The following is a 21209-nucleotide window of genomic DNA, read 5'->3' on the forward strand; positions in this document are numbered from 1 at the left end:
GCGAGCGGTTGAGTAGTCGGTTACTCATGCTCTTCACTCGAAGGTGTGATGACCTGACCGGGTGCGCACCGACGGTCTCTTCCTCGCCGGCATCGGCAGTCATCTCCCGCCCAGGGTTCCGTCGGCGTTCCCCGGACAGCGCGAGGTCGCGGTCAGTCCGGACGGGCCCGCGCCGGACATGGCCGTCAGTGCCGCACTGAGGGCTCTCGCCGGATGCGGCCACGAGCCCGACGAGTTCGCCGTGCTGCTGCACAGTGCGACGCATCCGCAGGGCCCCGAAGGCTGGTCCGCACCGCACTACGTGTTGCTCAACACGCTCAAGAAGCCCATTCCGGCCATGGAACTGCGCCAGGGCTGCCTCGGCATGCTCGCGAGCCTCGAAGCCGCCTACTACCGGCTGATCGCGAATCCCGGGCGCCCCGCCGCGTTGATCACGACTGCCGACAACTTCTCGACCAGCCTCGCGGACCGTTGGCACGCCTCTGATCTCTTCGTGCTGGCGGACGGCGCGGCGGCCGTCGTCGCCTCGACCTCGCACGGTTTCGCACGGGTGAAAGCTGTCGGATCGCTCTCCAATCCGGTGATGGAGGTCCTGCACCGCGCCGGAGAGCCGTTGTTCCCGCCTGGCGCGACGATCGGCCGTGGGCTCAACTTCCGCGAACGCGCCGACCGCGTGCACGAGCAGTGGGCGAACGGCGAGGCGCCGCCGATCCTCGGGTTCGGCGAACAGGTGGCGGAGATCGCCGAACGGACCCTGGCCGAGGCCGGCCTGACGCTGGACGACGTGAAACGCGTCTGCCACCCCGGCTACACCGAGGACGCGATCGACGCGATCTTCCTCGACCCGCTCGGCGTCGACCCCGAGCAGGGCACACACGAGTTCACCGGCACGGTCGGTCACACCGGTGCCGCGGACCTCTTCCTCGCGCTGGAACACCTGTGGCGCACAGGAGAAGCCGCTGTCGGCGACCACGTGCTGCTGATCGGGTCGACCACCGGCATGGAGGCCGGGTGCGCGGTCGTGGAGATCATCGAGGAGGGGGTCTGATGCTGGACGGATACACGCCGTGGCCTGATGAGGTGGCGCGGAACTACCGCTCCACCGGTATCTGGCGCGGGGAGACGCTCGGCACGGCGCTGAGCGCCGCGGCGGCCCGGTTCGGTCCGCGCACCGCGTTGGTGCACAACCACAAGCGTTATACGTACGCCGAGCTGGACGAATGGGCGAACCGGCTCGCCGCCGGGTTCGCCGACGCCGGGATCGGGCCGCGCGACTGCGTTGCGGTGCAACTGCCGAACGTGCCGGAGTTCGTCGCGATCTGCTTTGGGCTGTTCCGGCTCGGTGCGGTCCCGGTCTTCGCGCTCGCGGCCCACCGCGACACCGAACTGCGGCACTTATGCGGGCACACCGAGGCCGTCGCCTACGTCGGTCCGGGTGTGCACCGCGACTTCGACCACCGCGCGCTCGGCGAACGGCTGCACGCGGAGCTGCCGCACCTGCGGTCGACGTTCGTGCTGGATGCGCTGCCGGAGGGGCAGCCGCGCACGTTCGCCGAACCCGACGCGTCAGACGTGGCCTTCTTCCTGCTCTCCGGTGGCACGACCGCGTTGCCGAAGCTCATCCCCCGCACTCACGACGACTACCTGTACCAGGCCCGCACGGCCGCGTCGGTGTGCGAGCTGACCGGCGACGACGTGTACCTCGCCGCGTTGCCGGTCGAGTTCAACTTCGCCTGGGGCTGCCCCGGTGTGATCGGCACGCTGCTGACCGGTGGAACCGTGGTGATCGCGGACGACCCGTCACCGGAGACGTGTTTCCCGTTGCTCGCCAACGAGTCCGTCACGGTCACCTCGTTGGTGCCCTCGCTCACCCAGCTTTGGGTGGAGGAAGCCGGGTGGACCGTGGAGGATCTGAGATCGTTGCGGCTGCTGCAGGTCGGCGGCGCGCGGATGAAACCGGAGTTCGTCCGCTCGATCGGGCCGTCGCTCGGGTGCGAGCTGCAACAGGTGTTCGGCATGGCGGAGGGCCTGCTGACGTTCACCAGGGCAGGTGCCTCGGACGAGCACGTGCTGGGCACACAAGGGCTTCCGATCTCCCGCCACGACGAGATGCTGGTCGTCGACGAGGGCGGCGCTCCGCTCCCACCCGGCGGCATCGGCGAGTTGATCACCCGCGGCCCGTACACGGTGCGCGGCTACTACCGCGCCGACGAGCACAACGCGAAGGTGTTCACCGAGGACGGTTTCTACCGCACGGGCGACCTCGCCAGGCTGACAGAGCACGGCGAGCTCGTCATCGAGGGCCGGATCAAGGACATGATCATCCGGGGCGGCGACAAGATCTCCGCGGGCGAGGTCGAGGCGTACCTGGTCGAGCACCCGGCGGTCGCGGCCGCTGCGGTGGTCGGATTCGCCGACGAGTTCCTCGGCGAACGCACATGCGCCTACGTCGTGCCGCAGGGCACCCCGCCGACGCTCGCCGAGCTGCGCGAGTCCATGTACGCCAGGGGTGTCGCCGAGTACAAGCTCCCCGACCGGCTAGAGCTGATCGACGCGCTGCCGCTCACCCCGCTCGGCAAGCCGGACAAGAAAGCATTGAGGGCAAAACAATGAGCATCTCCGAGACAGAGCTGCGCGCGACCCTCGCCGACGCGCTGGGCAAGGCGCCGGAGGAGATCGGCGGCGACGACAACCTCGTGCTGCTCGGGCTGAGCTCCCTGGAGGTGATGCGGATGGCGAGCCGCTGGCGCCGGGAGAAGCGGCAGGTTTCGTTCGCCGCGCTCGTGGAGACACCGACGCTGAACCAGTGGCTCTTGCAGCTCAACGGCCGATGAGCGTTCTCCTGCTCCAAGACGGCTGCGTCCACACCGCGGACGCCGAGCACCGCGTGCTGCTACGCGGGTGCGTGCTGGTCGTCGACGACCGGATCGTCGCCGTGGGCACGGCCGAGGAGGTCGGAACCGCCGTCGCCACGCTCCCTCCGCACCGGCTGGCCGAACTCACCGTGCTGGACGCGAGCCGCGCGATGGTGTTGCCGGGGTTCGTGAACGCGCACTGGCACGAGACGTTCGCGTTGCGCCTGACCGGGCAGCAGGCGTTGCGCCCCGCCTCCGATCGGACGGACGCCGGCGGCATGCTCAGCAACGGCGGCGACCCCTACGACGTCTCCGCGTCGTTCGACGGCTCGGCCGATCTCGCCGACCTGCTCACGCCGGGCGAGGCGGCGGCCGTGGCGCGGTACTCGATGTGGACGCAGCTTCGGTGCGGCACAACGACTCTCGGCGACACCGGTTCGGTCAACCACCCGTCGGCGCTCGCGCGGGCCGCGACGGACCTGGGCATGCGGTGCGCGGTCAGCCTGTGGGCGGGCGACGTCGTGTGCGAGCCCGGTTCCGACGCGCCGGTACGCACGCGCGATGCCGCCCGGCTGCTGGCGCGCACCGAGGAGATCGTGCGGCTGGCGGGCAGCGAGTTCGTGCGAGCCCGTCCGGGCACGGTCTACATCACGAACATGTCGGACGAGCTGGGTAAGGGACTCGCCGATCTCACCGCGAGGCACGATCTGCCGTTCGTCACGCACGTCGCGGCGTTGCGCGCGGAGGCGGACGTGGTGCGCAGGCACTTCGGCACGACGGGGCTGCGGCGGCTGCACGATCTCGGCCTGGTCACCGACAGGTTCACCGCGGTGCACTGCGGTTTCCTCGACGACGAGGAGCGTGCTCTGCTGCTCGACGCCGGCGCGTCGCTCACCGTGTCTCCCGCGAAGTACGGCTGCACCGGCGAGACGCTCATGGCGGAGACCGACACGGTCACCGCGTTGCGCCGCGCCGGCCTGCCGGTGTCGCTGTCGACCGACGGATCACCGTTGCCGCACTCGGGCATGGTGGAGGCGATGCGCGCCATCTGGCACGGTTCCGCCGAACGCACGGGAGATCCCGCCGAGTTGCTGCCGACCGACGCGCTCGCCATGGCGACCCGCGTGCCCGCCACGAGCCTCGGCTGGACCGGCATCGGGTCGATCGAGCCCGGCAATCTCGCCGACCTGGTCCTCGTGCGAACCGACGACTGGCGTTACCTGCTGCAGCCCCGACCGTTGGAGAGCCTGCTGGTGCTGGGCGGCTCGCTGGACGTCGACACGGTGATCGTCGGCGGCCGGGTCCTGTTGCGCGACGGTCGGGCGACCGAGGTGGACGAGGACGGGTTGCGCTCCGACTACCTGGACGCGCTGGAGTCGTTCAGCTCGCGGTGCCTCGGGGTTGACGCGGCACCGCTGGTGCGGGCCGCGCATCGCCGGCCAGCGCCGCGCCGAGATCGGCCCGCCGGGTGATGCCGAGCTTGTGGTAGGCCCGCTGCAGGTGGTTCTCGACGGTGCGGACCGAGAGCACCAGCAACTCCGCAATCTCCCTGCTCGTCAAGTCGTTCGCGGCGTGGGTGGCGACTTCGCGTTCCCTGCTGGTGAGGGCGTGTGACTCCGCCGTGCAGGAAAGTGCCGGTGACGCCCGCATGGGTCTGAGCGCGCGCACCGGGGGCGGCGGCTCGGCCTGACCGGTGGTGGCGAGCTTGGCGCGCAGCCGGCGCGCGGTGAGTTCCGGCACGGCCGCAGCGACGACCTCGCCGCACAGAGGGAACGCGAACCGTACATGCAGCCCGCCGGTGACGATCAGCACCCCCCTGCGGTTGAGCGCTTCCGCCGCTTCCTCGAACCCAGGCAAGTCGTCCAGGCACAGCGTTCCCGCCAGCGCCACCAGGTCGATCAGCTCGGCCTCCGCCTCGGTGAGCCGGCCGAGCCGCACGCGCACCACGTCGGCGAGCCGTCCGTCCGCACAGGACAGTCCGGAGAACCGCCAGGTCGCGTCCTCCCTGCGCAGGCTGCCCTCGGCGACGGCGTGTTCGGTGAGCTCCCGCAACAGCATCGCGTTGCCGGCGGTGAGCATGCCCATGCCACGCACGGCCTCCTGGTCGACGTCACCGCCGAGCCGGGCCTGCAGCACCTCGGCGATCTGGTCGTGCCGGAACGGCCGCACCTCCACCCGTTCAGCCAGGCCGTCGAGCCAGAGCCTGCTGATCCCCTCGGGCACCCACACGCCCTCGCTCACCGCCGCGACGACAGAGACCCTGCCCGCCGCGGCCAGGTGGTGCAGCCGAGTGGCGCACGCGGAGTCGAACGACTCCGCGTCGTCGATGCCGATCACGACCGGCCCCGGCGGCAGCTCGTCGAGGTCGACCGGCGCGAGCACCACCTGCGACCCGTGAACGTGCCCAAGCGCGGCAGACAGCAGTCTGCTCCGCCCGGTGCCCCGCTCACCGGTGAGCACGACACCGCACCCGGCCGCCACCGCGGCATCGATCCTGCCGAGTTCGTCGGCACGACCGGCCAGCGGCCACCGCTCGTGCGACGACAGAGCCCGGACGGGGCTGCGCGACACACCACACATTCGGACTACCTGACTCACAGTTAGGGGAGCCTAATTAACGATCTGCCACCAAACAAGGCGGCAGACGTGCAATCTGATCGGCCTATGCGTCCATCTGGGCGCTCCGCGGCGCGAGCGTCTCAGTAGAGCGTTGTTCAACGCGTTGCCGACGACCCGATCGCCTTTTCACCACAGCCAGCCGAGCCTGCGCGCCGTCCAGAGCCCGCTCCACGCAGAACCGGTAGAACTGCGCGTCTGACGCACGCAGGTGATCGATCGTCACGGCGCGCGACCGCAACCACTCCCCCATCGCCGCCATGCCCTCGTTGACCGGGTCGCCGGCCATCTCCGCGACCTCCCGCGCCAACTCGACCCGTTCGTCCGGATCGGCGTTGCGCTCGTCCTCGACCGCGATGAGGCTCAGCGCCGTGTTCGCGAGGTAGTTGTAGATCATCGCCGCCTCGTCGTCGAAGCCCGCCTCCCCCAGTACCCGCATCCCCGCGTCGATCACCCGCTGCGCCCCGGCCACCGGCCCCAGCACCACCAGGTGCCGCGCGACGCCGGGATGATGCAACGCCACCCGGCGGATGTCCGTGAGCAGCACTCCGAACCACTGCCGCCAGGACAGGTCGAATTCGGGCAGCGGAATCAGCTCGACCACCCGCCGAGCGACCGACCGCACCAGCTGCCGACGTCCCCCGACGTGGTGGTAGACGACGGCCTGCGCCACCCCGAGCTCCTGCGCCAGAGCCCGGATCGTCCACCCGTCGATCCCGTGCCGCACGGTCAGCCGAACCGCCGCCTCCACCACCTGGTCCGCGGTCATCGGCGGCAATCCGACCGAACTTCGGGACTTCGGAGGGTGAGACGTCACCAAAGCAGCATATTTCGCCCGACCATCGACGTCTCCACCAGACCCGGACCACGTCAGAACCAGTCCCGGACATGAGCAACACCGCCCTGGTCAGCGCGGTGGCGCCGAACTCGGTCATACCGGTCTCGACAAGAGCTCCAGGCGGTGGCGAGGCGGTTCGACCTGAGCGACGCGCACTGGGAGCGGCTGGAGCCGTTGCTACCGGTGCCGCCCCGGCCGGGCCGGCCGTCGTTGTGGAGCAAGCGGCAGTTGATCGACGGGATCCGATGGAGGGTGCGCAGCCCACGTTCGGGTGACAAGTCTGACAAGCTCGGCAACTACTACGAGGGTCAGTGGATCATATGGCAGATCCTGGAAGTCACCGTTGGCCGCACGGAGTCGATCACCATCGAAGAGCTCAGCGACGGAGCCGAGTTCGTGCTCCGCTCAGGAACCAAGGTGGAGCTGCATCAGTTCAAGTTGCATCGGCGGAGATCCTCGACTTCGGACTGCCGGGCACCGCTTCCGCGAGGACGCACTGGTCGTACTACGCCGCAACGAGCGGGCTGAACTCGCGCGACTCCGATCGCACGCCAAAGGCTGGCGGAACGACGGCAACGAAGCAGCGATCCTCGCGCGGCCCTCAACCATCAGGTTCTTCCGGACCCGCAGCTGCGCGACGGTCGCCAATCCGCCGTCGATGATCGTCGCGAAGGCCTGCACCGTCTCGAAGAGGTCGAACCCGGTCGATTCCGCGTCGCGCTGGACGATCAGGGCCCTGTTAGAAGTTGACCTGGTCCGCGATGGGGTCGTCGAGGTTCTGGTCGTCTGCCCAGATGGCGAACTCGACCTCGTTCGGCACGTCGCCGTCCGAAGTCAGCAAGGCGGAGACCCTCGCACCCTTCGGTACCGAGATGATGATAAGCCTGCGGTCCAGGTCGCTGTCGAAGGAGTCCACCATCGGCACACCGGGAGTTCCCTCCTCGTACAGCCTCCAAGCGAAGCCACCCGGCGCTGCGGTGAGCGCGAAGAGGATCAAACTCAGCACCAGGTAGCGGGCAGGACTCCGCTCGATCTTGCTGCTGCGCAAGCGACAGCCCTGGACAGCCAATCGGAGTGACCGGATCGGGTGGTTTCTTGATCATGAGAAACGCGACCGATCGCAGACGACCGCCGCGTCAGCTACATCATCCACCTGCAGGGCGCGACCCGCGGACAGCCTTTGCACTACTGGCGCCGTCACCACCGACGGCACGCGGCGTGCCGCAATCGACCGGTCCGCACGTGGACACCTGTCGGTGGGGAGATCACAAGGTCCCCGGTGGCCACGCGCTCACCTGTCCACGTCCGCCAAGAGATGACGACCGACCGCTCCATCAGGTGCCGGCCGCGACCTCGGTCTTGGGATGGTGGTCTCTGTCGGACATCCGCCCCTTCGCAATCGTTCGGATCACTCCGTCGTCGGTCCTTCGTTGCGAGTGAGAGGCTCGCCGAGGTCGTTGTCCAACGGGCGGAACACGGTCTGTGCGACCAAGAGTCGCACGGATTGCGCGTCACCCTCGTTCAGCCCTGCGACGAACGGCCGTACCGCGGTCATCGCGAGGAAAGTCGCCCTGGCCTTCCTGGACTCCCTGCGGTGCTGACCGGACTCGCGGGCCGCGTAGTAGAAGATCGGCGCTACCGCCAAGGTGACCAGTGCCTTGAACGCCGTTGCCGCCGCGTTCACCCCTTGCCGCGCCAGCAGGGTGTCCGTGGCCACCCAGGCGAGCATCGCCACGCCCACAGCACCGACGACGAACGCCAGGAGGCGCAGCCTGTCCGCGGTCCTTCGCTCCTGCTCGGCCCAGGCGAGGTGGTCACCAGCGATCACCCCGCCCGCCACGGCCGCAGCCGTTTTCTCGACGTCCTCACACAAGCGCTGCAACGCCGCCAGGTGTGCGGCCGCCTCACGGCGCTCCTCTTCCCGCAGGCCGTCCACGGTTCGCTGCGCGTTGTCCTGAACAGCGGTGAGCGCGGCCTGCCAGGCGGTCTCCAGGCTTCCGATGGTGCGTTCGGTGTCTCGTTCCGCCTGGTCGGTGGCTGTTCGGAGCCGGGTGGCCGCCGTGTTCGCGACCTCGATGGTCCGATCTGACCTGTCCGTGATCTGAGCCGGTGGGTGGGTGTCGGAGATCGCGCTTCTGGGCATCCGGTGTCACGACCGAACGAGCGAGGAGGCGTGATGCAGGGCGACGTCGAGACCTACCACGAGAACGGCACGTGGAAGAACAAGGTCGAAGGCAACGCGCAAGCGTCCAGCACGCACGACACGAAGGACGAGGCCGTCGCGAAGGGCCGCGAGATGGCGATCGAACGCGGTGCCGAGCACGTCATCAAGAACCTGGACGGCACGATCGGCGAGAAGAACACCTACCCGCGCAGCAGCGACCCCCGCAACATCCCCGGCTGAGTCCGGGCGAGCGGGCCGGGGCCCACCGGGCTCCGGCCCGCTCAGGCGGTTGCCGGCGAGGACTCCGGGTCAACGACCGGCCTCAGTGGACGGTGGCAGCGCGAAGGTCTCTCCCCGGCCGACCACCCGGACGTCGAACGACCTCGGGCGTCCCGAGATCTCCGAGGTGAAATCGGACAGCGGTGACTTCATGACGCCGTACTCCTCGTAGTGCACCGGCACGGTGACGCCAGGAGCGAGGAGTTCGACGAGGTCGGCACCCTGCCGGCCGTCCATCGTGAGCAACACCCCGAGCACCTTCGTACCGCCGAGGTGCACGACCGCGAGGTCGATGCCGCCGAAGCGGTCCCGGATCCCGCTCAGCGCCGGATGCACCAGGGTGTCGCCGCTGAGGTAGATCCGGAACGGCACGGCGCCCGCCGTCTCCCGGTACTCGAGCATCGTGCCCATCACCGGCGGCAACAGACGCCGCAACGGCCCCAGCGCGTGCGCACCCGGCAGCGACGTGATCGTCAGCCTGGCCGCGCCACGGGACAGGGTCGTGGTCTCCCACGTCCGCAACGGTGCCGCTTCGCGGAATCCTCTGCGAGCCAGGCGTTTCGCCGCGTGCGGGGTGGTGAGCACGGGAACGTCGCGCCGGAGCTCCCGGCTCGCCACCCGGTCGAAGTGGTCGCCGTGCAGGTGGGACAGCACCACGGCGTCCAACGCGGGCAGGTCCGCGATCTCGATCGCCGGGTCGGTGAGCCGGCGCGACACGATGCCCTGACCGATGTGCGTCCACTGTCCTTTGTGGAGGAAGTTGGGATCGGTCAGCACCGTGAAGGGCCCCAGCCGGAGCACCGTGGTCGCGTTGCCCACGAACTGGAGGGAACCGGTCACGCCCGCTCACCCCTCGTCGGGGTCGTCGGCGGCCGAGTAGTCCGAGATGCCGACGTTGCCGGTCGGGTTCGGTTCGGGGTGCACTGAACCGGACCCGCTCCTTCCCGGCACCGCTTCGTCCTCGTCCGCTTCGTCGAGCGGGGCGCGGCTGGCTTCGTCGTACTCGTGTTCTGGGTCCTGCCGTTCGGTGCTCATGCCGTCGGCTACCCCCGTTCCGTCCTGTTGAACGCGGGCGGGATCAGAACCGGAAGACCGATCGGAGGCAGTCGTCCTCCTTCTTCTTGAACAGCTCGTAGCCACGCGCCCCTTCACTGAGCGGCATGACGTGCGTGGCGAGGTGGTCGGTCACGAGCTCGCCGGAAGCGATGCGGTCCAGCAGCATCGGGATGTAGCGCTGTCCGTGCTGCTGAGCGCCTCGCACGGTCAGGCCCTTGTTCATCAGAGCGCCCAACGGGAACATGTCGACCACACCGGTGAAGACGCCCAGCACGAACACCGAACCGCCCTTGCGGCAGTTGTAGATCGCCTCGCGCACCGCGATCGGGCGGTCCATCTCCAGCTTCAGCTTGCTCTTCACCTGGTCGTAGACGTACTGCGGTCCCGTGGAGTGCGCTTCGCAGCCGACCGCCTCGATGCACACGTCGGGCCCCCGGCCGCCCGTCGTTTCCAGCAGCGCGTCGCCCACCTGGTCGTTGGCGTAGTTGATCGTCTCCACGCCGAACGCCAGCTCGGCCTGCCGCAGCCGGTAGTCGAAGCGATCGATCACGATCACGCGCTCGGCGCCCAGCAGCTGAGCCGCGCGGGCAGCCATCTGCCCCACCGCGCCAGCACCCCACACCGCGACGACATCGCCCCGTTGCACCCCGCCCAGATCGGCGCCCATCCAGCCGGTCGGGCCCGAGTCCGAGGCGAACAGGGCGCTCATGTCGTCCACGGCCTCGGGGATCTGGAACGCGGTGTGGTCGGCGAAGGGCACCCGCACGTACTCCGCGTGGCTGCCCCGGAAGCCGCCCATGGCGTGCGAATAACCGAAGATGCCACCGGGGTCGGAGCCCCACAGGTGCTGCGTGATCGCCGGGTTGGTGTTCGTGTTGTCGCACAACGAGTACAGCTCGTTGCGGCAGTACCAGCACCGTCCGCAGACGATGAACGAGCACACCACGACCCGGTCTCCCGGCCGGTGCTTGGTGACTCCGGGTCCGACCTCGACGACCTCGCCCATGAACTCGTGGCCGATCACGTCGCCGGCCTGCATGAACGGGATGTGACCGGTCAGCAGGTGCAGGTCGGAGCCGCACACGGTGCTCAGCCGTACCTTCAGGATCATGTCCTGGTCGTTCAGCAACTGCGGGTCGGGCACGTCCTGCACGCGGACGTCGTTGATCCCCTCCCCGCACAACGCCTTCACAGCCGACCACCTCCGCCTGCGCGGCTCGTCACCAGTTGCAGCGCCTTGCCCATCGGACCGGGGTGGGTCGGTGCCACGTCGGGCCGGACCACCTCGCCCGCTTCGAGCACCGCCTTCATCCGGCGCGGTGCGAGCCTGAGTTCGTGGCGCGGCACGTCACCGGACGCCTTCGCCACCAGTTCGGTGCCCTTGTCACCCGTCGCCGGCCGGACCTGGAACTCGACCTGGCCGTGCAGGTGTGCGAGGTCCTCCGGGAGGGAGGCCCGCACCTCCTCGGGCGCGCGGCTCACCGTCACGACCGGCCAGCGGTCACTCGGCTGGACCGCCGCCGCGCGTCGCCGCCTCACCACCGCGTACGCCGCCACCACACCTGCTGTCACGGCTGCTTTTCCTGCTGTGTTCATGCTTTCCGTCCTCCCTCGCGGGTCAGGAGGGCCGGGGATACCCGTGCCGGCGCGGAACAACCGGGCGGGACCGCACTGGTTCGACGCGGTTGGCGCGGGTACCACCCCGTTACCGACAACCCCATGGGAGGCAACGATGGCAACCGGTGAGACCGGTTTCGACGACGTCACCTACGACCTGATCTCCTTGCAGTACCACGCGCTCAAGGCCGGACACGACTACGGCCAGTACGTCCGCGACGCGGACAACGCGGGCCGTCAGGACATCGCCGACTTCTTCCGCAAGGTCATGGAGGAGGACTCGACGCGGGCCAAGCAGTGCCACACCTTCATCTCGGAACTGTCCGGGTCGAGCGCTTCGGGACCCGCGGTCAGCTGAGACGTGGCCGAGGTCGTGCACCGGCTTCCGTTCGCCCGTGCAGGGCGCGGACAGCCGGGCACGACCTCATTCCTCTCAACGCGGCGGCACCTGGGCTCAGCGTGCTGACGTCGCCCCGCTCAGGGAGCTCGGCGCGTCCACGTGTGCGTCCTCCTCCACACTGACGCCGAGTCGTTCCACCAGTTCGCCGCCCAGCCAGCCGCCGAGCCCGCCCGCGAGCAGACCCAGCCAGCCCGCGATCACCGCGGGCCACGTCGGACCCCAGTCCGGGGCGCCCAGCCGCAGCGCCCAGCTCACCGCGAACACCACCAGCACGGCGGCGTTCACCACGCCGTGCAGCAACCCGATCCGCCGCGCCCGCGTGCCGCGCGGCACGACGAGCCACCAGTCCAGCCAGCCGGTCGCCGCGGTGACCACGCCCATCAGCAGACCGGCGGCGATCAGGTGCGCCGAGGTGAAGGCGAAGCTCCCCCGCTCGGTCACGAGGTACAGCACGTCGAACCCGACGGCCGTGGTCAGCAGCCCGAGCGGGAAGACGATCAGGATCGGGTGGACGGCGTGGCCCGCTGCCCGGACACGACTGCGCATCGAAGAGTCCTTTCGTGAGAACGGCTGACCGAGGCGTACCCGCGGACGGAGCGGATACCCGTGGGTCATGAAGACCGACGAACTGCGGAAGTTCGTCCTCGACCGGCTCGACGAGGACGAACGACGCCTTGCTGACGAGGAACTGCCCCTGCTCGACGAGGCGGAGGGCCGCGGCGAGCTGCGCATCGTCCGCTCGGACGACGGGAAGGGGCTGCTCCTGCTGCCCGGCCCGATCCAGGCCCCGGACGAACGGGAGCTGGTGCCGTTCGGGGAGAAGGTCGCGCTGCTGCGCGGCGAGGTCGAGAAGACGACCGACGAGGCCACGTTGCGCCTGCTCGCCGGCGCTTTCGACACCCACCACGGGTGGCAGGAGGAATGGCGATGACCACGCCGGAACCCGATCGCGCGACCGCGGAGAGCGAACTGGAGGACGCGGACATCGGCGGTGAGCACACCCGTCCCACCGTCGCCGACGAGAACACCGGAGGCCCGCACCGGGGCCCGGACGAGTCCGAACCCGAGGGCAGGGGCGGGGACGGCGGCATGGACCCCGCCTAGTGTGCGACGGCGGGGCGAGCCGCGAGCGCGAACGTGAGCCGCGAGCGTGAGGCGTGAGGCGTGAGGCGTGAGGCGTGAGCCTCGAGAGTTCCGGGGCGGGCCGCGAATCGACGCGGCCCGCCCCGATCACGCCCTATCGGCCCGTCGCCTCGCCGGAGACCCGCTGGCCGGACTCGCGGGCATGATCGCCCACGTCCTGAGCCGCGTCCTTCGCTTCCGCGGCAGTGGTGTGCGCCGCCTCCGAGGCGACCTGCTTCACCTCGTCCGACGCGGCGCTCACCGACGACTTCACGCCCTCCTTGAGGTGCTGCGCCGACTCCGACAAGGCCTCCTTGGCGGGGTCCACCACGTCGCTGAGGCCGTCGGAGAGTTGTTGCACCGCCTGCTTCTCCGCGTCCGTGCTCGGCAGGACCGCGGCGAGCAGCAGCCCGCTGCCGAACGCGATGAGGCCTGCCGCGAGCGGACTTCCCTGCGTCTGGCGCGCCACCTGGCGCGGTGCGTCCTGCACCGCCTGCACGGCCTGGTCCGCCCGTTCGGCGACGGCGTGCCCGGCGTCGTGTCCCTGGTGCCGCGCGGTCGACGCGGCGTCCGAGGCGGTGCCCATCACCTTCTCCTTCATCGAGACCAGGCCTCGCCGCACTCCCCGGACGCGGCGCTCGGCGATGCTGCTCGGACGTGCGTGGTCGACCAGGCGGTTGGCGTCGGTGCGCAACTCCGCACGGGTCACCTCGATCTCACGCCTTATTTGGTCGGGTGTTTCGCCCATTCCGCGTCCTCCTTCAGCGTTTCGACGGTGCGCTCGGGTTTCGGGTTTACGGTGCGCAGCTTGGCGCGGCCGGTGGAGTAGAGGACGCCGCCGGCGATGCCCCAGACCGCGGCCACGACCAGCGCGGCCCAGCCGAGCGGCATGACGGCACCGAGCGCGAACACCAGCGCCAGGCTGAGCAGCACGGTGGTCATGTAGCCCGCGAACCCGGCGGCCGCGAGCATGCCGGTCGCCTTGCCCGCCTTGGTGGCCTCCTGCCGGATCTCCGCCTTGGCGAGCTCGAGCTCCTGGCGCATCAGCTTCGACAGGTCACCGGTGAGCTCGCTGACCAGGTCACCCAGCGACTCCCCCGAACCGTCCACTCGCGACGGTGGCGGCATCTCAGGGACCGACATGCGGCACCCCCGCAGGCGGCGCGGTCGTCACCGGAGCGCCGTAGTCCGTTGCCACCTCGGGACGTTCGTCGGCCACCGGCACCAGGTCATGCCGCGGCGGCGGGCTGCTGTCGCCGCCGGTGGCGCTCTTCGCGATCCGTCCCACGAGGAACCCGGCCACCGCGGCACCGAGCAGGAACGTGCCGGGCTTGCGCCGGGCGTAGTCCCGCGCGGAGTCGAGCAGACCCTGCGCGCCCCGTTCGTCGAGGAACCGCGCTGCCTGCCTGCTCGTGTCGGCGGCACTTTGGATCGCACCGGCGGACATCGAGTCACCCGGAGCGTTGCCCGCCATCTCTCCCAGCTCGTCGGCGATGCGGCCGAGCTGCTTCGAGACGCGTTGCGCCTGCTCTTCCGCTTCCGCCGCAACGCGTTCCCGCACATCGCGGACGACGTGGCGGGCCTGGGCCGCGGTCTCCTGGGTCACCTGCGAGGCCTGGTCCCGGACGGTGCTCCCGACCTGTCCGGCGGCCTCCTTGGCGTGTTGCGCGACCTCGGAGCCCTCGTCCCGGGCCGCCGTGCGCACTCCACCCATCTGGTTCTCGGTCACGGCTGACTCCTCAGCTCATCGTCGTGTCCAGGCCTACGAGCTACCCTGCGAATCCGGCCGCAAACGACTTCTGCCCATGAAGATTCCCGCGGCGAGCAGCAGCGCACCCAGGACGAGGAACGCGATGTCGTAGAGCAGTTGGTCGGGGCCGTGCCGGACGTGGTGCACGCCGAGGAGCAGGTGGTCGACCACCCCCTCGACGAGGTTGAACACGCCCCACCCGGCGAGGATCCCCCCTCCCAGCACGGAGGTCGGCAGCGGCGGCCGGCGGTTGAGCATGCCGATGCCCGCGAGCACCAGCAGCAGGCAGAGCAGGTGGAACAACCCGTCGCCGATCATCATCAGGTGCACGTCGTCGAGCGGGTACCAGCCCGAGAGCATGTGGTGCCAGCCGAGCAGCTGGTGGATCACGATGCCGTCGACGAAACCGCCGATGCCCAGGCCGAGCACCAGTGCCGCGCGGTCGATGCCCGTCATCCCGTCACCGTCCTGAAGAGCAGGAACAGGTTCAGGCCCGAGATCACCAGTGCCGCCACCGCACCGGCCGCCGTGACGCCCCTCCGGTTGACCGCCGCGCCCATCACGTCGGCACGCCTGGCCAGCAGCACCAGCGGGACGAGCGCGAACGGGATGCCGAACGACAGCACGACCTGGCTGAGCACCAGCGCTTTCGTGGGGTCGACGCCGAGGGACAGCACCGCGAGCGCCGGCGCCATCGTCACCGCCCGGCGCAGCCACAGCGGGATCCTCCGGCGCAGGTACCCCTCCATGATCACCTGCCCGGAGTAGGTGCCCACGCTGGACGCGGCGAGCCCGGACGCGAGCAACGCCAGCGCGAACGCCAGTGCCGCTCCCGGCCCGAGCAGCTGACCGAGCCCGGAGTGCATGTCCTCCAACGACTCCCGCGGCGCGCCGGCCTGGTGGAACGCGCCCGCCGCCACGACGAGCATGCTCACGTTCACCAGGCCCGCGATGCCCAGGGCCACCACGATGTCGGTGCGGCTGGCCCGCAACGCACTGCGGCGGCCGTCCGGGGACGTGGTGTGGTGGCGCTGGGTGAGCGCCGAGTGCAGGTAGATGACGTGCGGCATGACCGTGGCGCCGAGCATGCCGGTCGCGAGCAGCACGCTGTCGACGCCGGCGAACCCCGGTACCAGGCCGGCCGCCGCGCCGGTCAGCGGGCCGAGGTGCAGCGTCTGGTAGAGGAACCCGCCGAGCACGATCGCGAGCAGGCCGATGATCACCGACTCGAACCTGCGCCTGCGCAACGGGGCGAGCGCGAGGATGCCGAACGACACCACCGCCGTGATCAGCGCCGCCGGCAGCAGCGGCACGCCGAACAGCAGGTTCAGCGCCACCGCCGCCCCGACGAACTCCGCCAGGTCGGTGGCCATCGCCACCAGCTCGGCCTGCACCCACAACAGCCTCGTGACCGGTCGCGGGTAGTGCTCGCGGCAGAGCTCCGGCAGGTTGCGGCCGGTCACGATGCCCAGCTTCGCCGACTGGTACTGGACGAACATCGCCAGCAGGCTCGCGCTGACGATCACCCACAACAACAGGTATCCGTGCGTCGCGCCGCCCGCCATGTTCGTCGCGAAGTTGCCGGGATCGACGTAGGCGACCGCGACGACGAAGGCCGGGCCCATGACGACGGCGGCCGAGCGGAGGCGAGCGGGCATCGTGATGCCGACCATCAGAAGGTCCTCCTCAGGTGAGCTTGCGGATGGCCTTCTCGATCAGCCCGAGGTTCGCCGGACTGGTGGCGTACAGCAGCGGATCGGGTTTCGGCGCCGACGCGTGCCCGCCCAACGGCTCCGGGTTCATCACGTAGGAGAACTCGTGCACGCCGTCCGGTGCCGTGCCGGACGCCCAGCCGCCCTCCGCGCCCAACGCGCCGTCGGAGTTGTGCCAGATCGTCCCGGCGTGCTCGGCGTGCTCCTCGTCGAACAACGCGCTCGGCGAGATCGGGCCTTCGAGCCCGTCCTCCTGGAGTTCCTCGATGGCCGCGAGCCACATGTTCTGGTGGGGCGTGTCGCGGGCGAGGTTGAACCTCAGCATGTCGCGGACACCGCTGTCGTCGGTCATGTTGTAGAGCCGCGCGGTCTGCAACCGGCCCTGCGCCTCCGCGGCGACGTTCGCCCGGAAGTCCGCCATCAGGTTGCCGCTGGCGATGACGTACCGGCCGTTCCAGGGCACACCGTTGCTGTCGGACAGCGTGGGGCCGCCGCCGCTGACGATGGCCTGCTGCGGGTCCATGCCCCCGAGCACCGCCGCTACCACGGGATCCTTCGCCGCCACCTCGTCGGTGGCCTCCGCGGGAGCGTTCTCCAGCAGACGCGCCACCATCGTCGCGAGCATCTCGACGTGGCCGATCTCCTCCGTGGCCACGTCCATGATCAGGTCCTTGTACTTGCCCTCCATCCGGCAGTTCCAGCCCTGGAACAGGTACTGCATCGTCACTGTCATCTCGCCGAACGCGCCGCCGATCAGCTCCTGGAGCTTGCGGGCGTAGTGCGCGTCCGGACGGTCCGGCTTGGCCTCGAACTGCAACCTGCTGGTGTGCAGGAACATCTCGCCTCCTGTGGGTCGTCCGACTCCACGGCGACGCTAGGCAGCGGCCGTGACCCGCACGGCTCCGCGGCGCCACCCTCCCCGCACCGCCGCGTCACCGCCGCTGGTCAGGACAGAGCAATTTCGGGGCCGGGTGTGTGAGTCCTCAACGACCGGGCACCCAGCGACTCCCCCGGCAAGGAGAGGAGGAGCGCGCCCGTGACCGAGACGACCGCAGAGCCCGGCACCCGCCCGCACATCCAGTTGCTCGACGGGTTCCGGCTCCACTTCGGGCGGACACCGGTCCACGTCGTGCCCAGTGCGCAGCGGCTCCTCGCGCTCCTCGCCGTCCGCGAGTGCCCGGTGCCGCGCACCGTGGCCGCGGCGCTGCTCTGGCCGCAAGCAACGGCCCGTCGAGCCGCCGCGTGCCTGCGGTCGTCGTTGTGGCGGCTCGGCCGCCCCGGCACCCTGGTGGTGGGCCTGGACGACGCACTCACGCTCGACGCGCAGGTCGAGGTCGACTTCCGCCAGGCCTGTGCGCTGACCGCCCGGCCGACGGCGTCCCCCGGCGTGATGGCCGTGCTCAAGGCCGACCTGCTGCCGGGCTGGACCCAGCCGTGGGTGCGGGACGAACGGGACTGGTGGCGGCAGGCCCGGCTACACGCGCTGGAGGTGCTCAGCGAGCAGTTCCGGTCCTGCGGCGATCACCACCACGCACACGAGGCGGCGCTGACCGCCGTGCAGACCGACCCGTTGCGGGAAACCGCGCACCGCGCCCTCGTCGAGCTCCACCTCGCGGACGGCAACCTCGCGCAGGCGGTGCGCCAGTACCAGAGCTACCGGACCCTGCTCCGCGCCGAGCTCGGCCTGGAACCGTCAGCGCACATCCACGACCTCATGCGCCCCCTGCTGCGGAGCAGCCGCGACCACGTGCGCGGATGACCTCCGCCCGGGCAACGAGCACTCCGCAGGCTGGGACCTCGTCGCCTGCCGCCCGCCGTCCCCAGCGGCCGGTCAGCCGCGCAGACGTGCCGCGAGCGCCGCCAGCTCGTCCGTGTGCTCGATGCGGGTGACCCAGTCCGAGGGCCACGCCTCCAGCCCGTGCGCGGCCCCGACGAACGCACCGGCGATCGCGGCGATCGAGTCGGAGTCGCCGCTCGTCCTGGCGCCTCGCACGATGGACCGCACCGGGTCGTCGGCGTGCCGGACAGCGCAGTACAGGCCGCTGGCGAGCGCTTCCTCGGCGATCCAGCCCTCGCCGGTGGCGAGGCTCGCGTCGAGGCCGTCGTCGGGGCGGGCGAGCGCGGCCACCAGGCGGTCGAGGACCGCTGTGCACTCGTCCCACCCGCGCGCGATGAAGTCGGCCGGGGTGGTGGCGCCCGGCGACTGCCACAGCTCGCCGAGCCAGTCCTGCCGGTAGGTCTCGCGCTGGTCCGCGCACCGGGCCAGCAACGCGGCGGGCACGTCGGCGAGCGCGCAGCCGTCGACCAGCAGGCGCGTCGCGTAGGCGGTGAGCTCGGACGCCGCCAGCGCCGTGGGGTGACCGTGCGTCATCGCGGCCTGGAGCTGCGAGATGCCGGCGAGGACGTCCAGGTCGAGGCCGGGCACCAGGCCGACCGGGGTGACCCGCATGTTCGCGCCGCAGCCCTTGGACCCGGCGACGGTCGCCTCCACCCACGGCATGCCCTCCGCGAGGCCGCCGACCGCGCGCAGGCACGTCATGCCGGGCGCGCGGTTGTTCTCCGGGCTGTGCGCCCACGCCACGAAACGCTTGCGCAGCTGCGGTTCCAGGGCGTCCGGGGTGAGATCGCCCGCGTCGTGCAGGGCCCAGCCGACGGCCAGCGCCATCTGCGTGTCGTCGGTGAACAGCGCGGGGTCGCCCTCGAGGTCGTCCGGGCCGGTGGGGCCGAACCGCTGGTCGATCTCGGCGACGGTCAGGAACTCCGTCGGCTTGCCGAGTGCGTCCCCGAAGGCCAGCCCGTACAACGATCCCTCGATGCGATCCATGTGACCGACCTTATGTCACCGGTCGAGGATCCGGCCGCGGTTCTCGTTGTCCGCGGGTGATCCGCGGATCTCCCGCGCCCGAGTCTGCCACACCGCTCGTCGAGGCCTGACTCAAGCCTCAAGGCCTCCACTTCTTCCGCACGTTCGAACGAGGACGCGTGACCGTGCATCTCCCGGGTATCTTTGACATATAAGGCATCTGCGAATGTTCGAGCGCGCCAAACTGCAGGAGTCCTGTTTCCACAGTTCACACCTAACTACTCTCAGGACGTCAACCATCTTCGAACTACGTGGTTGATGGCATGTCCCGTCAGTGCTGATTTTCCGGAGTTCATGAGCGCAACGGCGATGAACCTGGAGGCAGACATGAGCGAGCGGTCTCCCGCAAAGCAGCCCCGAAGGCGGATCACCAACCGCCTGAGACTCTCCCCTGCCCGTGCCCAGCAGTCGCAAGACGACGTAGCAGATGCGCTCCTCACCGACGCGGGCATTGACAGCGAACATTCTGCTGTTCCAAAGAGTGACAACGCCGAGCCGATCCTTCTGACTCCTGAGCGATCGGCAAGCCATGGCGGCCGGCGCCGCCCGCGCGAGTCGCTCGACCGCTGCGACGATCCGCAATACCGCCTGGCCGCCGCATAAGCCAGCTCAAGCCGTCACCCTTGAATCGTCACTTCGAGACGAACCTGACAGGTCTCGACTCATAGAACCATAGCTCTGCTGGAACTCCGCGCGGACACTCTTGACCAGGCGCCGGGCCAGCGCGGAGCCGATTCCGAGCTTCCCGCGCAAAGCATCGGCGGAGATTGGCCGCTGATGCACGGCACGGTGAACAGCGTCCTCGTGTCGTGCCCGAGCGAGGAGATCACCCTTGAGGAGGTGCAGAGACGACGACGGTTGCTCTGGCGCTGACAGAGTTGGCCCTTCATCGGTTTGAGGCGGCGCAGGCTCCAATCCGACTGCTTCGGCGCTCTCGTACTCACCAGCCGCCGTGTCGACCTTCGGCACGCGGATCGCGCCCATCGCCTGCAGGAGACCAGGCCCCACCTCAGCCCAGCCGATCAACAGCAACGGACCAACGGCGTCGAACGCCGCCTTGCCGTACTCGCCGGCAACGATCCGGTCGGCCACGTTCAGCGCAAGCGTGACCGCACTCGCAAACATCAACAGTCGGCGCGCTGGCCGCGGCACATTGAGCGAAGCGCCGGCGAGCGCGAGTTGCCTGATGCCGATCAGGAGGCCAAGGATCGACAGGTCCACCGCAGGCGCGACGAGCGGCGCTACCCAAACCGGTACGCCCAGCCGAAGACCCAGGCTCAGCCCATTGCCGAACCCGAACAAGAAGGTCAGCCCACGACCGAAGCCATGATCATCGTAACCGTGCGGACGACGAGGTCTTTTGCGCCGCGCTCCGTCTGGCTGCTCATCGCCCACCCCGCGGCTCGTCCACGACGAAGCTCGTCTCAAGCACCAACTTGCCGGTCAGTCGCCTAGCCGCAGTGGCGAGCAGGTTTGCGTGGTGCCTTGCCCCAGGTCCGGCCCTCCGCAAGAACGATCACGCGCAGGATGGCGCCCTCCCCAGGTCCGGCCAGGGCGGCGGCACGTACCGAGATCATCAACCGACAGCAGGCAATGCCGCCGCCACTGGCCTCCGAACACGGTCTAGACCTCCGACGGATGGGGCGGCTTCTGCATCTGACGAGCTCCGGTTCCTCGCCCAGTCGGGTTCGAGGAACCGGAGGGTTCGCCCCGGGCAGGCTACGAGGTAACCGATCTTGTGCCCTGACACCGCCACGCTGGTGTCGGTGGGTTGATTTCCCACAGAGGTGCGACTGCGCTCCACAGTGAAGGGTGTACCGCTCTCCCCCGGCGGGCCATGACGATAAACGCACCGTTCTCGTAGACACTCCATCGGTCGGCAGTCGCGAAGCGGGCGCCGTAGCGACCCACAGGATTGGACAGCACGACTGCGGCGC

General features: G+C 69.7%; 28 protein-coding genes. 11 read left to right on the forward strand and 17 right to left on the reverse strand.

The window, feature by feature from the left end:
• Nucleotides 1-61 precede the first annotated feature (61 nt).
• Genes QSK25_RS25370 through QSK25_RS25385 form a run of 4 tightly spaced genes read left to right on the forward strand, consistent with a single transcriptional unit; the run spans nucleotide 62 to nucleotide 4327 of the window.
• Nucleotides 62-1048, forward strand: coding sequence for a ketoacyl-ACP synthase III family protein (locus QSK25_RS25370; protein ID WP_285641816.1), 987 nt, complete (start codon nucleotides 62-64; stop codon nucleotides 1046-1048).
• Nucleotides 1048-2613 (forward strand): (2,3-dihydroxybenzoyl)adenylate synthase, encoded by a 1566-nt coding sequence (locus QSK25_RS25375; protein ID WP_285641817.1) that lies wholly within the window; start codon nucleotides 1048-1050, stop codon nucleotides 2611-2613. The genes QSK25_RS25370 and QSK25_RS25375 overlap by 1 nt, the downstream gene beginning before the upstream one ends.
• Nucleotides 2610-2834, forward strand: a complete 225-nt coding sequence (locus tag QSK25_RS25380) for a phosphopantetheine-binding protein (protein ID WP_285641818.1) — start codon at nucleotides 2610-2612, stop codon at nucleotides 2832-2834. The genes QSK25_RS25375 and QSK25_RS25380 overlap by 4 nt, the downstream gene beginning before the upstream one ends.
• Nucleotides 2831-4327, forward strand: coding sequence for an amidohydrolase family protein (locus QSK25_RS25385; protein WP_285641821.1), 1497 nt, complete (start codon nucleotides 2831-2833; stop codon nucleotides 4325-4327). Before QSK25_RS25380 ends, QSK25_RS25385 begins: the two co-directional genes overlap by 4 nt.
• Here QSK25_RS25385 and QSK25_RS25390 read toward each other — a convergent pair.
• Together QSK25_RS25390 and QSK25_RS25395 are read right to left on the reverse strand one after the other, a co-directional pair.
• The gene (locus QSK25_RS25390) at nucleotides 4236-5426 is read right to left on the reverse strand and encodes a LuxR C-terminal-related transcriptional regulator (RefSeq protein ID WP_285641823.1); all 1191 of its coding nucleotides are present in this window, start codon (nucleotides 5424-5426) and stop codon (nucleotides 4236-4238) included. The two genes, QSK25_RS25385 and QSK25_RS25390, sit on opposite strands and share 92 nt — an antisense overlap.
• A 91-nt stretch (nucleotides 5427-5517) precedes the next feature.
• Nucleotides 5518-6240 carry a TetR family transcriptional regulator gene (locus QSK25_RS25395; RefSeq protein WP_285641824.1) on the reverse strand — a complete coding sequence of 241 codons (723 nt, stop codon included), beginning with the start codon at nucleotides 6238-6240 and terminating at the stop codon, nucleotides 5518-5520.
• A 192-nt stretch (nucleotides 6241-6432) separates the two neighbouring features.
• Here QSK25_RS25395 and QSK25_RS25400 point away from each other — a divergent pair, with 192 nt between their 5' ends.
• Nucleotides 6433-6837: a transposase gene (locus tag QSK25_RS25400; protein WP_285641826.1), complete on the forward strand. Its 405-nt coding sequence runs from the start codon at nucleotides 6433-6435 to the stop codon at nucleotides 6835-6837.
• Between the two features lie 211 nt (nucleotides 6838-7048).
• Here the strand turns inward: QSK25_RS25400 and QSK25_RS25405 are convergent, their stop codons facing one another.
• Both QSK25_RS25405 and QSK25_RS25410 read right to left on the reverse strand, forming a co-directional pair.
• Nucleotides 7049-7357, reverse strand: a complete 309-nt coding sequence (locus QSK25_RS25405; protein ID WP_285641828.1) for a hypothetical protein — start codon at nucleotides 7355-7357, stop codon at nucleotides 7049-7051.
• 360 nt (nucleotides 7358-7717) lie between these two features.
• Complete coding sequence (locus tag QSK25_RS25410; RefSeq protein ID WP_285641830.1) at nucleotides 7718-8452, reverse strand: hypothetical protein; 735 nt, start codon at nucleotides 8450-8452, stop codon at nucleotides 7718-7720.
• 33 nt (nucleotides 8453-8485) lie between these two features.
• Here QSK25_RS25410 and QSK25_RS25415 point away from each other — a divergent pair, with 33 nt between their 5' ends.
• Complete coding sequence (locus tag QSK25_RS25415; RefSeq protein WP_285641832.1) at nucleotides 8486-8713, forward strand: DUF2188 domain-containing protein; 228 nt, start codon at nucleotides 8486-8488, stop codon at nucleotides 8711-8713.
• A 69-nt stretch (nucleotides 8714-8782) separates the two neighbouring features.
• Here the strand turns inward: QSK25_RS25415 and QSK25_RS25420 are convergent, their stop codons facing one another.
• Genes QSK25_RS25420 through QSK25_RS25435 form a run of 4 tightly spaced genes read right to left on the reverse strand, consistent with a single transcriptional unit; the run spans nucleotide 8783 to nucleotide 11404 of the window.
• Nucleotides 8783-9592, reverse strand: a complete 810-nt coding sequence (locus tag QSK25_RS25420) for an MBL fold metallo-hydrolase (RefSeq protein WP_285641834.1) — start codon at nucleotides 9590-9592, stop codon at nucleotides 8783-8785.
• A gap of 6 nt (nucleotides 9593-9598) precedes the next feature.
• The gene (locus QSK25_RS25425; protein ID WP_285641836.1) at nucleotides 9599-9787 is read right to left on the reverse strand and encodes a hypothetical protein; all 189 of its coding nucleotides are present in this window, start codon (nucleotides 9785-9787) and stop codon (nucleotides 9599-9601) included.
• A 43-nt stretch (nucleotides 9788-9830) separates the two neighbouring features.
• A complete protein-coding gene (locus tag QSK25_RS25430; protein WP_285641838.1) occupies nucleotides 9831-11000 on the reverse strand; it encodes a zinc-dependent alcohol dehydrogenase in 1170 nt (389 codons plus the stop codon).
• A complete protein-coding gene (locus QSK25_RS25435) occupies nucleotides 10997-11404 on the reverse strand; it encodes a hypothetical protein (RefSeq protein ID WP_285641839.1) in 408 nt (135 codons plus the stop codon). The genes QSK25_RS25430 and QSK25_RS25435 overlap by 4 nt, the downstream gene beginning before the upstream one ends.
• Before the next feature lie 136 nt (nucleotides 11405-11540).
• On the opposite strand from QSK25_RS25435, the gene QSK25_RS25440 reads away from it, so the two are divergent.
• A complete protein-coding gene (locus QSK25_RS25440; RefSeq protein ID WP_285641841.1) occupies nucleotides 11541-11783 on the forward strand; it encodes an acyl carrier protein in 243 nt (80 codons plus the stop codon).
• A 96-nt stretch (nucleotides 11784-11879) separates the two neighbouring features.
• On the opposite strand, the gene QSK25_RS25445 is transcribed toward QSK25_RS25440, so the two are convergent.
• A complete protein-coding gene (locus QSK25_RS25445; RefSeq protein ID WP_285641842.1) occupies nucleotides 11880-12371 on the reverse strand; it encodes a DUF2231 domain-containing protein in 492 nt (163 codons plus the stop codon).
• Nucleotides 12372-12438: 67 nt separating this feature from the next.
• Here QSK25_RS25445 and QSK25_RS25450 point away from each other — a divergent pair, with 67 nt between their 5' ends.
• Together QSK25_RS25450 and QSK25_RS25455 are read left to right on the forward strand one after the other, a co-directional pair.
• Nucleotides 12439-12756 carry a hypothetical protein gene (locus tag QSK25_RS25450; protein WP_285641843.1) on the forward strand — a complete coding sequence of 106 codons (318 nt, stop codon included), beginning with the start codon at nucleotides 12439-12441 and terminating at the stop codon, nucleotides 12754-12756.
• Nucleotides 12753-12929 (forward strand): hypothetical protein, encoded by a 177-nt coding sequence (locus tag QSK25_RS25455; protein ID WP_285641845.1) that lies wholly within the window; start codon nucleotides 12753-12755, stop codon nucleotides 12927-12929. The genes QSK25_RS25450 and QSK25_RS25455 overlap by 4 nt, the downstream gene beginning before the upstream one ends.
• Nucleotides 12930-13062: 133 nt before the next feature.
• On the opposite strand, the gene QSK25_RS25460 is transcribed toward QSK25_RS25455, so the two are convergent.
• From QSK25_RS25460 to QSK25_RS25485, 6 genes are read right to left on the reverse strand one after another with little or no spacing between them, the layout of a single operon-like run.
• Nucleotides 13063-13695, reverse strand: coding sequence for a DUF3618 domain-containing protein (locus tag QSK25_RS25460; RefSeq protein ID WP_285641847.1), 633 nt, complete (start codon nucleotides 13693-13695; stop codon nucleotides 13063-13065).
• Nucleotides 13671-14090, reverse strand: a complete 420-nt coding sequence (locus QSK25_RS25465) for a phage holin family protein (protein WP_285641849.1) — start codon at nucleotides 14088-14090, stop codon at nucleotides 13671-13673. The genes QSK25_RS25460 and QSK25_RS25465 overlap by 25 nt, the downstream gene beginning before the upstream one ends.
• Nucleotides 14077-14676, reverse strand: coding sequence for a hypothetical protein (locus QSK25_RS25470; RefSeq protein ID WP_285641852.1), 600 nt, complete (start codon nucleotides 14674-14676; stop codon nucleotides 14077-14079). Before QSK25_RS25470 ends, QSK25_RS25465 begins: the two co-directional genes overlap by 14 nt.
• A gap of 33 nt (nucleotides 14677-14709) precedes the next feature.
• Nucleotides 14710-15153 (reverse strand): DUF2243 domain-containing protein, encoded by a 444-nt coding sequence (locus QSK25_RS25475; protein ID WP_285641854.1) that lies wholly within the window; start codon nucleotides 15151-15153, stop codon nucleotides 14710-14712.
• Nucleotides 15150-16370, reverse strand: a complete 1221-nt coding sequence (locus QSK25_RS25480) for an Nramp family divalent metal transporter (RefSeq protein WP_285641856.1) — start codon at nucleotides 16368-16370, stop codon at nucleotides 15150-15152. Before QSK25_RS25480 ends, QSK25_RS25475 begins: the two co-directional genes overlap by 4 nt.
• 13 nt (nucleotides 16371-16383) lie before the next feature.
• Complete coding sequence (locus tag QSK25_RS25485; protein WP_285641858.1) at nucleotides 16384-17247, reverse strand: manganese catalase; 864 nt, start codon at nucleotides 17245-17247, stop codon at nucleotides 16384-16386.
• A 198-nt stretch (nucleotides 17248-17445) separates the two neighbouring features.
• On the opposite strand from QSK25_RS25485, the gene QSK25_RS25490 reads away from it, so the two are divergent.
• Nucleotides 17446-18168, forward strand: a complete 723-nt coding sequence (locus QSK25_RS25490) for an AfsR/SARP family transcriptional regulator (protein ID WP_285641861.1) — start codon at nucleotides 17446-17448, stop codon at nucleotides 18166-18168.
• 72 nt (nucleotides 18169-18240) lie between these two features.
• Here the strand turns inward: QSK25_RS25490 and QSK25_RS25495 are convergent, their stop codons facing one another.
• Nucleotides 18241-19233 carry an ADP-ribosylglycohydrolase family protein gene (locus QSK25_RS25495; protein ID WP_285641863.1) on the reverse strand — a complete coding sequence of 331 codons (993 nt, stop codon included), beginning with the start codon at nucleotides 19231-19233 and terminating at the stop codon, nucleotides 18241-18243.
• Between the two features lie 333 nt (nucleotides 19234-19566).
• On the opposite strand from QSK25_RS25495, the gene QSK25_RS25500 reads away from it, so the two are divergent.
• Complete coding sequence (locus QSK25_RS25500; protein WP_285641865.1) at nucleotides 19567-19875, forward strand: hypothetical protein; 309 nt, start codon at nucleotides 19567-19569, stop codon at nucleotides 19873-19875.
• Nucleotides 19876-19881: 6 nt separating this feature from the next.
• On the opposite strand, the gene QSK25_RS25505 is transcribed toward QSK25_RS25500, so the two are convergent.
• Entirely contained in the window at nucleotides 19882-20667 is a 786-nt protein-coding gene (locus QSK25_RS25505) for a hypothetical protein (protein ID WP_352236334.1), read from the reverse strand.
• Between the last annotated feature and the right edge of the window lie 542 nt (nucleotides 20668-21209).

This window comes from Lentzea sp. NBRC 102530 (assembly GCF_030269365.1).
Classification (GTDB): Bacteria; Actinomycetota; Actinomycetes; order Mycobacteriales; family Pseudonocardiaceae; genus Lentzea.

Excerpts from the sequence above, each read along its gene's own strand:
- QSK25_RS25375 (WP_285641817.1), top strand. The coding sequence starts at position 1,048 with ATGCTGGACGGATACACGCCGTGGCCTGATGAGGTGGCGCGGAACTAC.
- QSK25_RS25380 (WP_285641818.1), top strand. The coding sequence starts at position 2,610 with ATGAGCATCTCCGAGACAGAGCTGCGCGCGACCCTCGCCGACGCGCTG.
- QSK25_RS25385 (WP_285641821.1), top strand. The coding sequence starts at position 2,831 with ATGAGCGTTCTCCTGCTCCAAGACGGCTGCGTCCACACCGCGGACGCC.
- QSK25_RS25395 (WP_285641824.1), bottom strand. The coding sequence starts at position 6,240 with ATGACCGCGGACCAGGTGGTGGAGGCGGCGGTTCGGCTGACCGTGCGG.
- QSK25_RS25410 (WP_285641830.1), bottom strand. The coding sequence starts at position 8,452 with ATGCCCAGAAGCGCGATCTCCGACACCCACCCACCGGCTCAGATCACG.
- QSK25_RS25415 (WP_285641832.1), top strand. The coding sequence starts at position 8,486 with ATGCAGGGCGACGTCGAGACCTACCACGAGAACGGCACGTGGAAGAAC.
- QSK25_RS25425 (WP_285641836.1), bottom strand. The coding sequence starts at position 9,787 with ATGAGCACCGAACGGCAGGACCCAGAACACGAGTACGACGAAGCCAGC.
- QSK25_RS25435 (WP_285641839.1), bottom strand. The coding sequence starts at position 11,404 with ATGAACACAGCAGGAAAAGCAGCCGTGACAGCAGGTGTGGTGGCGGCG.
- QSK25_RS25440 (WP_285641841.1), top strand. The coding sequence starts at position 11,541 with ATGGCAACCGGTGAGACCGGTTTCGACGACGTCACCTACGACCTGATC.
- QSK25_RS25445 (WP_285641842.1), bottom strand. The coding sequence starts at position 12,371 with ATGCGCAGTCGTGTCCGGGCAGCGGGCCACGCCGTCCACCCGATCCTG.
- QSK25_RS25450 (WP_285641843.1), top strand. The coding sequence starts at position 12,439 with ATGAAGACCGACGAACTGCGGAAGTTCGTCCTCGACCGGCTCGACGAG.
- QSK25_RS25455 (WP_285641845.1), top strand. The coding sequence starts at position 12,753 with ATGACCACGCCGGAACCCGATCGCGCGACCGCGGAGAGCGAACTGGAG.
- QSK25_RS25460 (WP_285641847.1), bottom strand. The coding sequence starts at position 13,695 with ATGGGCGAAACACCCGACCAAATAAGGCGTGAGATCGAGGTGACCCGT.
- QSK25_RS25465 (WP_285641849.1), bottom strand. The coding sequence starts at position 14,090 with ATGTCGGTCCCTGAGATGCCGCCACCGTCGCGAGTGGACGGTTCGGGG.
- QSK25_RS25475 (WP_285641854.1), bottom strand. The coding sequence starts at position 15,153 with ATGACGGGCATCGACCGCGCGGCACTGGTGCTCGGCCTGGGCATCGGC.
- QSK25_RS25480 (WP_285641856.1), bottom strand. The coding sequence starts at position 16,370 with ATGGTCGGCATCACGATGCCCGCTCGCCTCCGCTCGGCCGCCGTCGTC.
- QSK25_RS25485 (WP_285641858.1), bottom strand. The coding sequence starts at position 17,247 with ATGTTCCTGCACACCAGCAGGTTGCAGTTCGAGGCCAAGCCGGACCGT.
- QSK25_RS25495 (WP_285641863.1), bottom strand. The coding sequence starts at position 19,233 with ATGGATCGCATCGAGGGATCGTTGTACGGGCTGGCCTTCGGGGACGCA.
- QSK25_RS25500 (WP_285641865.1), top strand. The coding sequence starts at position 19,567 with ATGAGCGCAACGGCGATGAACCTGGAGGCAGACATGAGCGAGCGGTCT.